The organism is Kitasatospora sp. NPDC004799 (genome assembly GCF_040609095.1).
Taxonomy (GTDB): Bacteria; Actinomycetota; Actinomycetes; order Streptomycetales; family Streptomycetaceae; genus Kitasatospora.
On sequence record NZ_JBEXJK010000387.1, the window covers coordinates 1 to 7,671 of the forward strand.

The 7,671-nt window shown below is 74.9% G+C and carries 10 protein-coding genes; 5 read left to right on the forward strand and 5 right to left on the reverse strand.

Annotated features, from left to right (window positions below):
- A partial coding sequence (locus ABZW03_RS33085) for a C40 family peptidase (protein ID WP_355266649.1) occupies window positions 1-418 on the forward strand: 418 nt, incomplete at its 5' end.
- 78 nt (window positions 419-496) lie between these two features.
- On the opposite strand, the gene ABZW03_RS33090 is transcribed toward ABZW03_RS33085, so the two are convergent.
- Window positions 497-829, reverse strand: a complete 333-nt coding sequence (locus ABZW03_RS33090) for a hypothetical protein (protein ID WP_355266652.1) — start codon at window positions 827-829, stop codon at window positions 497-499.
- 168 nt (window positions 830-997) lie between these two features.
- On the opposite strand from ABZW03_RS33090, the gene ABZW03_RS33095 reads away from it, so the two are divergent.
- Together ABZW03_RS33095 and ABZW03_RS33100 are read left to right on the forward strand one after the other, a co-directional pair.
- Window positions 998-1,555, forward strand: coding sequence for a GNAT family N-acetyltransferase (locus ABZW03_RS33095; protein ID WP_355266655.1), 558 nt, complete (start codon window positions 998-1,000; stop codon window positions 1,553-1,555).
- A 41-nt stretch (window positions 1,556-1,596) separates the two neighbouring features.
- Window positions 1,597-2,877, forward strand: a complete 1,281-nt coding sequence (locus ABZW03_RS33100; protein ID WP_355266658.1) for a GNAT family N-acetyltransferase — start codon at window positions 1,597-1,599, stop codon at window positions 2,875-2,877.
- Between the two features lie 80 nt (window positions 2,878-2,957).
- Here ABZW03_RS33100 and ABZW03_RS33105 read toward each other — a convergent pair whose 3' ends face one another.
- Both ABZW03_RS33105 and ABZW03_RS33110 read right to left on the reverse strand, forming a co-directional pair.
- Entirely contained in the window at window positions 2,958-3,776 is an 819-nt protein-coding gene (locus tag ABZW03_RS33105) for a TetR family transcriptional regulator (RefSeq protein ID WP_355266660.1), read from the reverse strand.
- Window positions 3,777-3,786: 10 nt separating this feature from the next.
- Complete coding sequence (locus tag ABZW03_RS33110) at window positions 3,787-3,924, reverse strand: hypothetical protein (protein ID WP_355266663.1); 138 nt, start codon at window positions 3,922-3,924, stop codon at window positions 3,787-3,789.
- A gap of 32 nt (window positions 3,925-3,956) precedes the next feature.
- Here ABZW03_RS33110 and ABZW03_RS33115 point away from each other — a divergent pair, with 32 nt between their 5' ends.
- On the forward strand, window positions 3,957-4,529 hold the full coding sequence (locus ABZW03_RS33115; RefSeq protein WP_355266666.1) for a GNAT family N-acetyltransferase: 573 nt from the start codon (window positions 3,957-3,959) through the stop codon (window positions 4,527-4,529).
- Between the two features lie 64 nt (window positions 4,530-4,593).
- Here ABZW03_RS33115 and ABZW03_RS33120 read toward each other — a convergent pair whose 3' ends face one another.
- A complete protein-coding gene (locus ABZW03_RS33120; protein ID WP_355266669.1) occupies window positions 4,594-5,073 on the reverse strand; it encodes a macro domain-containing protein in 480 nt (159 codons plus the stop codon).
- A 9-nt stretch (window positions 5,074-5,082) separates the two neighbouring features.
- Window positions 5,083-6,471 (reverse strand): MFS transporter, encoded by a 1,389-nt coding sequence (locus ABZW03_RS33125; protein ID WP_355266672.1) that lies wholly within the window; start codon window positions 6,469-6,471, stop codon window positions 5,083-5,085.
- 113 nt (window positions 6,472-6,584) lie between these two features.
- Here ABZW03_RS33125 and ABZW03_RS33130 point away from each other — a divergent pair, with 113 nt between their 5' ends.
- The gene (locus tag ABZW03_RS33130) at window positions 6,585-7,574 is read left to right on the forward strand and encodes a LysR family transcriptional regulator (protein ID WP_355266675.1); all 990 of its coding nucleotides are present in this window, start codon (window positions 6,585-6,587) and stop codon (window positions 7,572-7,574) included.
- The last annotated feature ends 97 nt before the right edge of the window (window positions 7,575-7,671 follow it).

Genomic DNA, 7,671 nt, shown 5'->3' on the forward strand with positions numbered 1-7,671 from the left:
GGCGAAGGACGCCAGGGCCCAGGCCGCGCCGCCCCCCGACCGCCCGTGGTCGGCCGAGGGCGCGGCCGCCGCCATCGCCTTCGCCAAGTCCAAGATCGGCCTGCCCTACGTCTGGGGCGGTGAGGGCCCGGGCGGCTACGACTGCTCCGGGCTGACCATGATGGCCTGGCGCGAGGGCGGCCGTCGGCTCAACCACTTCGCCGCCGACCAGTACGCCCAGAGCACCCCGATCGGCTACCGCCAACTGCGCCCCGGCGACCTGGTCTTCTGGACCACCACCGGGCGCGCCGCCGACATCCACCACGTCGGGCTCTACATCGGCGACGACCAGATGATCGAGGCCCCGCGGGTCGGCATGCCGGTCAAGCAGGCCAGCCTCTGGATCATGGGCACCCCGGACTTCTACGCCAGGCCGTAGCGCCCGTCGCCGCCGGAGCCCGGCCGGACCGACCGGTAGGGCCGGACCGGCCGGACACGCCCGACCGTTCGGACCGCCCTACCGGTCGGCCAGGGCGGCCAGCGCGGCCAGGGCCCTGCGGCTGTCGCGCAGCCGTACGAGGGTCCAGCCCCAGACGGCGGCGAGCGGCAGCGACACCAGGAGGGCGGCGACCGCACCGCCGATCCGGCCGATCGTCTCGGAGTCGCAGGCCTCCGCCATGTGGAAGCCGGTCGGCTGGTAGAAGGCCGGTGCGCCGCAGAGGCCGTCGCCGGGGGCGAAGACCTGCCAGAGGGCCCAGAGCCAGACGGCGACGGCCGCCCCGCCGACGAGCTTCGTCGCCAGGGACCAGCCCTCGGACTCCTTGAGCCTGCGGATGTAGTCGTCCCCCATGGTTCCCCCCGAATGGACAGCGGATCGTCCGTGCCTGAACCGGCACGAGGATGCCAGCCCGGCCGTCCGGGCGCCAATGTCGGTGGGCCGGGTTAGCGTGGCCGCTCGGACCGGCGCCGAGGAGCCGTGCTGAAGATCCCCGCCGGGGAAGAGTGCTGAGGAGGCGTCATGCGGCTGCGGGAGGTCCGGGCGGGGGACGTCGAGGCGTACGTCCGGATGCGCTGCGACCCGGTGATGATGGCCGAACTGGGCGGCCCGCTGCCCCGGGCGGTGGTGGAGGCGCGGCTGCGCAAGGACCTGGCGCTGACGGCCGCGGACAGCTCCTGGATCAGGATGATCGTGCCGGACGGCGCCGTGGACGACGAGGCGGCGGGCATCGTCACGCTCTGGTCGGACCAGGAGGACGGCGAGACCGTCTCCGAGATCGGCTGGATGGTGCTGCCCGAGCACCAGGGCCGTGGCCTGGCCAAGGCGGCCGTCCGCCTGGTGCTGGACGCCGCCGCCGAGGACGGCCGCTGGGGCGCGGTGCACGCCAACCCGGGGACGACCAACGGACCGTCCAACGGGATCTGCCGGGCGCTCGGCTTCCGGCTGCTCGGCGAGCGGGAGCTGGACTTCGCGGGCCGCGTCCTGCGCGCCAACCACTGGGTGGTGGTGCCGGGCGAGCACCTCGGGTCGGGCACCGGGTCGGGCACCCGGTCGGGCACCCGGTCGGGCACGGATTAAATCGGATGCCGCCGCCCGGAGGGCCGCCGTACGGTGGCTCCATGGGCAACAGCATCGATCGCACGGCCGTCGACACCGTGGACGGGCTCCTGGTCCGGGCCGTCTCGGTGGACGAGGTGGGGGAGTGGAACCGCGCACTCAACTTCGGTTTCCTGCGCCCCGAGGTGGCCGTCTCGGAGGAGCTGCGCCGCCGCTACTGGCTGCCCGGCCGGATGGTGGCCGGCTTCGACGGTGAGCGCCAGATCGCCACCTTCCGCAGCTTCGACACCGAACTGACCGTCCCGGGCGGGGCCGTCGTCACGGCCGACGCCATCACCAACGTCACGGTCAGCGCGACCCACCGCCGCCGGGGCCTGCTCAGCGCGATGATGCGCCGGGACCTCGCGGCCGCCGCCGAGCGGGGCTGCGCGGTCGCCGTCCTGATGGCCGCCGAGTACAACATCTACGGCCGGTTCGGCTTCGGCCCGGCCACCCGGGGCGGCGGCTGGATGATCGACCTGCGCCGCACCCGCGGCCTGCGCGAGGGCCTGCCGGGCGTCCCCGACGGCCGGATCGACTTCGTGACCATGGCGGAGCTGCGCGAGCTGGGAGCGGAGCTGCACGAGCGCTGGCGGCGCACCCAGCCGGGCGCGATCGAGCGCGACACGCTCTGGTGGGAGCGCACCGTCGGCGAGGTCCGGGCACCGGGCGAGGAGTTCAAGGAGCCGTTCGCCGCCGTCCACCGGGACGCCGCCGGCGCGGTCACCGGGCTGGTGGTCTACCGGGTCACCCCCACGTGGGACGGCGCCTACCCGGACTGCAAGCTCTCCGTGGCCGACTTCATCGCCCTCGACCTGCCCACCGCCGTCGAACTGTGGCGCCTGGTGCTGTCGGTCGACTGGGTGTCCCGGGTCGAGGTGGCGAACCTCGGCCAGGACGACCCGCTGCCGCTGCTGCTCCAGGACCCGCGTGCGGCCACCCCGCACAAGGACAACGGGGACATGGTGTGGCTGCGGGTGCTGGACGTCGAGGCCGCGTTCGGCGCCCGGAGCTACGGCGCCCCCGGCCGGGTGGTGCTGGAGGTCGACGACAAGCTCGGCTACGCCTCCGGCCGTTGGGCGCTGGAGGCGGCCGAGGACGGCACCGGCCGCTGCGTCCGGACCACGGACGAGGCCGACCTCGCGCTCGGCGCCTCGGAGTTGGGCTCGCTCCACCTGGGCGCGGAGACGGCGTCGAGGCTGGCCGCGGCCGCCCTGATCACCGAGCTGCGTCCGGGCGCGGCGGCCGCCGCCGACCTGCTGCTGCGCACCCCGCTGCGGGCCTGGACGCCGACCGAGTTCTGAGCCCGATGCGGCGTCGGGGGTCCGACGCGCCGGAGGCCGGCCCGTTCGCGGGCCGGCCTCCGGTGTCGTCGTCGCGGGCGCTACTTGACCGCCGTCTTGCCGATGGTGGGCAGGATGAAGTCCTGGATCAGGCCCTTGGCGTCGCGGACGATCGGCCGGAAGACCCGGTAGCGGGACAGGTTGATCACCCGGGCGGCCATCGGAGTGGACCGCCGGACGAACTCCCGCGTCCGCTCGGTGTCCTCGGTCCGGTCGAAGACCCAGTAGAGGACCACGATCATCAGGTACAGCCAGAGCACGTCGGGCAGCAGCTCGACGAGTTCGGCGTCCAGCTTCGGGGCCAGTTCGGAGCCCTGGAGGACCTCGCGGAACAGTTCCACGGCGGTCGCCCGGGCCGGGTGGGACTCGTTGGAGAACGGGCTCAGGGAGCTGGTCGGGTCGGCGGCCGTCCGGAAGAACTGCGCGGCGAACTCGTGGTACGGCGCGGCCGTGTCGAGCCAGGAGGTCAGGGCGATTTCCAGGCGCTCGGCGAAATCCCGGGTACCGGCCATGCGGTTCCTGGCGTCCGCCGCGTGGTCGTACGTCATCCGGTCGTAGAACCCCTGGATGAGGAATTCCTTCGCCGAGAAGTAGTAGTACGCGTTGCCCACCGAGACGCCGGCCTCGGTGGCGATCGCGCGCATGGTCGTCTTCTCGTAGCCGCGCTCCTGGAAGAGCCGCATCGCGGTCTCCAGGATCAGGGCCCGGGTCGCCTCACTCTTGTCGGTCTTCGGCTGGGCGCGGCCGCCGGGCAGGGGCCCGCCGTCCGGCCCGAGCCCGCTCTCCGGTCCGGGCACGGCCGGAGCCCCGGCCGTGCCGTTCTCGCCGTCCGTTCGGTTCGTCGCTGCCAGGTCGTCCACGGGCACGAGCCTAGCCGGAGACGACGTTCCAGCCGGTGTCGGTGTTCGTGGTACCGGATGCCCCCTCCGCATCCGGTACCACGACGACCCCCCTGATTTCGAACGCGTTCAAAAACTGAGCAGAACTGTAGACGCTGTGGTTGAACATGTTCAACTCCATCTCTGTGGGAGGCTGGTCACATGATCAGTTCAGGGCAGACCACCATTCGGCGCGGCGGGCCGCAGGACGCCGCGTCCGTCGCCGAGCTGCACGCCCGGAGCTGGCGCACCGCCTACCGGGGGATCGTCCCGGCGGAAGGACTGGGCGACGGGATGGCCGCCCAGCGGCGCGAGCTGTGGAGCCTGCGCCTGGAGGCCGACTACGGGGAGCCGGAGAACACGCCCGAGCTCCTGGTGGCCGAACGGGCGGGGACGATCGTCGGGTTCATCTACCTCGTCCCGCAGCCGGACGGCGCGGTGCTGATCGACAACCTGCACGTGCGCCCCGGCCTGAACGGTGGCGGCATCGGTCGCGAGCTGTTGACCGCGGCCCGCACCCACGTCGCCGAGCGGCACCCCGGGGCCGAGCTCTTCCTGGAGGTGCTGCGGGACAACACCCGCGCGATCGCCTTCTACGAGCGTGAGGGCGCCGAGCGGGTCCGGGCGCAGGAGGGCGAGTTCCCGGGCGGATTCCTGCTGCCCGAGTACGTGTACGCCTGGCCGGCCGCGCGCGTGGCGGTCGGGCCCGACCGGCCGGAGCCGACGGGCGGGTAGGAACGGATCGGGACGAACGGGTCGGTGGGATCGGATCGGTGGACGTGGTGCCGGAGCGGTCCGGTCAGCCGGCGTCGTAGACGGTCACCGGTATGCCCCGGGCCGTCAGCCGGGCGGTGACCAGCGGCTCGACCCGCTCCCACCGCCCGCCCGCCAGGCCGCAGCCGATCCGCGGCATGTGGACGGAGGCGCCGAGCCGGAGCGCGTGCTCGCCGAGCGCGGCCAGCCCGGTGTCGATCGCCTCGTAGCGCACCGGCACGCCGGTGGAGCGCGCCGTCCGGATGCCGCGCTGGCCGACCAGGTTGGCCACCCAGGCGTACGGACCGACCTGCACCAGCTGGACGGCGCCGAGGCCGAAGTCGTTCTTCGCCCGCTCCCGGTGCCAGCGTCGGTACGCCGCCTCGGGCTCGGGCCAGCGTCTGGAGAGCGCGAGCACGAAGCCCTTGCCCCAGCCGCCGAGGTCGTTGCAGACGTGCGCGATCACCTTCACGCCCTTGCCCTGGGGCATGGTGGCATCGCCTCGGACGTAGGTGATTTCCCCCATGCCTCGACGTTAGAGGGTGGCACTGACAATCGGCTCGGCATTTTCCGCCGCCCCGCCGGACGCGCCGCCGGACGCGCCGCCGGACGCCCCGCCGGACGCCTCGCCCGGCGCCGTGCCCGCCGCCGTGCCCGCCGCGCCGAGTCCGGCCGCCCCGCCCGCGACCGGCGCCTTCCGCACCGTCAGGTGCCGCCGCCCCGCCAGGGCGATCAGCAGCGCCAGCCCGGCGGCGACGGCGGGCAGGGCGTAGCCGGTGCCCGGCGCGGTCCGCTCGGCGAGCGCCCCGGCGAGCGCCGCCCCGGCCGAGATGCCGACCACGATGCCGGACACCGCCATCGCCATCCCCTCGTTGAACTGCCGCTGCGGCAGCAGCTCCTGGACCAGCGTCATCCCGGTCACCATGGTCGGCGCGGTGGCGGTGCCGGCCGCGAACAGCGTCACGCCGAGCAGCCCGAGCCCGGCCCCGCCCAGCCCGGCGGCGAGCGGCAGCAGCAGCACCGCGGTCATCGCCGTGGCGCCGAGCAGGAAGCGCGCACCCGGCGCCCGGCGCGGGGTCAGCAGCCCGAACAGCAGCCCCGCGACGCAGGAACCGGCCGCGACCAGCGCCAGCAGCAGGCCGGCCGACGCCTTGTGGCCGAGCGCGTCGGCGTACGCCACGGTGGTGATCTCGGTGGCGCCGAAGACCATGCCGGTCGCCAGGAAGGTCAGCACCAGCACCCGCAGCCCGGGCACCCGCAGCGGGGAGCCGTGCCGTCGGTCGGCCGCCTCCCGCCCCTGTGTCGGGGCGGGGGACAGCGGGGGTTCGGTGCGCCGCTGGGCGGCGAACAGCAGGGCGCCGGCGGTACCGAGGGTGCCGGCGGTGATCAGCCCGGCCTCCGGGGCGAGCGTGGTGCAGAGCAGCATCGCGAGCACCGGCCCGGCCATGAAGCAGAGCTCGTCCAGCGCCTGCTCGAAGGAGTTGGCCAGGTGCCGGGCGGCCGGGTCGTCCCGGTACAGGTGCGCCCAGCGGGAGCGGGCCATGCCGCCGAGGTTGGGCGCCGCCGAGCAGGCCGCGGAGCAGAGCAGGAGCGTCCAGTCGGGCGCGCCGAGCCGGACGCAGAGCAGCAGCCCGGCCAGCGGAACGGCGTTGTACAGCGCGGCCGGTACCGTCACCCGCGCCTGCCCGTACCGGTCCACCAGCCGTCCGATCAGCGGCATCCCGATCGCGCCGGTGACCAGCCCGGCCGCCGAGACCGCGCCGGCCAGCCCGTACGAGCCGCGCCGCTCGGAGAGCAGCACCACCAGTGCGACGCCGTTCATCGAGAGCGCCAGTCGGCCGAGCAGCCCGGCCAGGGTGAAGGCGGCGGCGCCGGGGGCCGCGAACAGCCGCCGGTAGGAGGTGAGGAGGGCGCGCGAGGGCATCGGGCTCCTGTGAGCAGGGGGAAGGGGTGTGCCCCCAGCCTGGCGTCGGGGCGGGCGGCCGTCCAACACCTGTTTCGCCGCACTCACAACGGGCTGTTGTTAATCTGCCGCCCATGCCCCGTGACCTGCACCCCCGTCTGCTCCGCGGCTTCGTCGCGACCGCCGAGACCCTGAACTTCGGCCGGGCCGCCGAGCGGCTGCACATCGCCCAGCAGGCGCTCAGCCGGGACGTCCGGAGCCTGGAGGGGCTGCTCGGCGACGCGCTGTTCACCCGCACCACCCGCAGCGTCGAACTCACCCCGGCCGGGCACCGGTTGCTGCCCCGGGCGCGCCGGTTCCTCGCTCTGCACGACGAGATCCTCGCCGGGGCGCTGACCGGGGCCGCCGCCCGGCCGCTGCTGCTCGACCTCAACAGCGACGTCACCGGCCCGGACCTCACCGCCGACCGGGTGCTCGAACGGGCCCGCGCCGCCTGGCCGGAGGGCGAACTGCTGGCCCGCTTCCACGGCGGGCTGGCCGCGGCCGCCGCCGAGCTGCTGGCCCACCGGCTGGACGCCTCCTTCGGCCGCTTCGCCGGGCTGCCGGCCCCGGTGCGCGGCCAACTCGCCCAGCTGCCGGTGCGGTTGGAGCAGATCTCGGTGATGATGGCGGACACCCATCCGCTGGCCGACCGCCCGGTGCTGCGGCCGGCCGACCTGGCCGGGCACCCCGTCGACGTCTGCGCGGGCAACCCGGCCACCACCGAGTGGACCGACCTCGGCACCCGGCTGCTGCGCGAGCACGGCCTGACCGCGGCCGCGCCGTACGTGCCGCCGGTGGGCGTGGACGAGACCGCGCGCTACCTCGCCCGGCACGGCGATCCGATGCTGACCACGGTCGGCGGCCCGCGGATCCCGGGGACGGTGAACGTGCCGCTGGTGGAGCCGGTGCCGCTGAGCCTGGTCAGCCTGGTGCACCGGCCGGGCGAGCGTCATCCGGGGCTGCGGGCGCTGGCCGCCGCGGCGGGCGCGCTCGGCGCGGCTGAGGGCTGGCTGCGCCGCCCGCCGGGCAGTTGGCTGCCCGCGGCGGACGCGGCGCTGCTGCCGCCCGCGGACATGCCGTAGGCGCGGACGCGGGCGGGCCGGAGCCGGGCGCGAACGCGAAGCGGGGGGCCCCCCGGGGGGCGGGGGGGGGGGCGGTGGTAGGCCCCCCCAACCCCCC

What these genes read in the sequence shown, in the direction of transcription:
- ABZW03_RS33130 (WP_355266675.1), top strand. Translation starts at nt 6,585, where the DNA reads ATGCCCCGTGACCTGCACCCCCGTCTGCTCCGCGGCTTCGTCGCGACC.
- ABZW03_RS33125 (WP_355266672.1), bottom strand. Translation starts at nt 6,471, where the DNA reads ATGCCCTCGCGCGCCCTCCTCACCTCCTACCGGCGGCTGTTCGCGGCC.
- ABZW03_RS33120 (WP_355266669.1), bottom strand. Translation starts at nt 5,073, where the DNA reads ATGGGGGAAATCACCTACGTCCGAGGCGATGCCACCATGCCCCAGGGC.
- ABZW03_RS33110 (WP_355266663.1), bottom strand. Translation starts at nt 3,924, where the DNA reads ATGTTCAACCACAGCGTCTACAGTTCTGCTCAGTTTTTGAACGCGTTC.
- ABZW03_RS33100 (WP_355266658.1), top strand. Translation starts at nt 1,597, where the DNA reads ATGGGCAACAGCATCGATCGCACGGCCGTCGACACCGTGGACGGGCTC.
- ABZW03_RS33115 (WP_355266666.1), top strand. Translation starts at nt 3,957, where the DNA reads ATGATCAGTTCAGGGCAGACCACCATTCGGCGCGGCGGGCCGCAGGAC.
- ABZW03_RS33090 (WP_355266652.1), bottom strand. Translation starts at nt 829, where the DNA reads ATGGGGGACGACTACATCCGCAGGCTCAAGGAGTCCGAGGGCTGGTCC.
- ABZW03_RS33095 (WP_355266655.1), top strand. Translation starts at nt 998, where the DNA reads ATGCGGCTGCGGGAGGTCCGGGCGGGGGACGTCGAGGCGTACGTCCGG.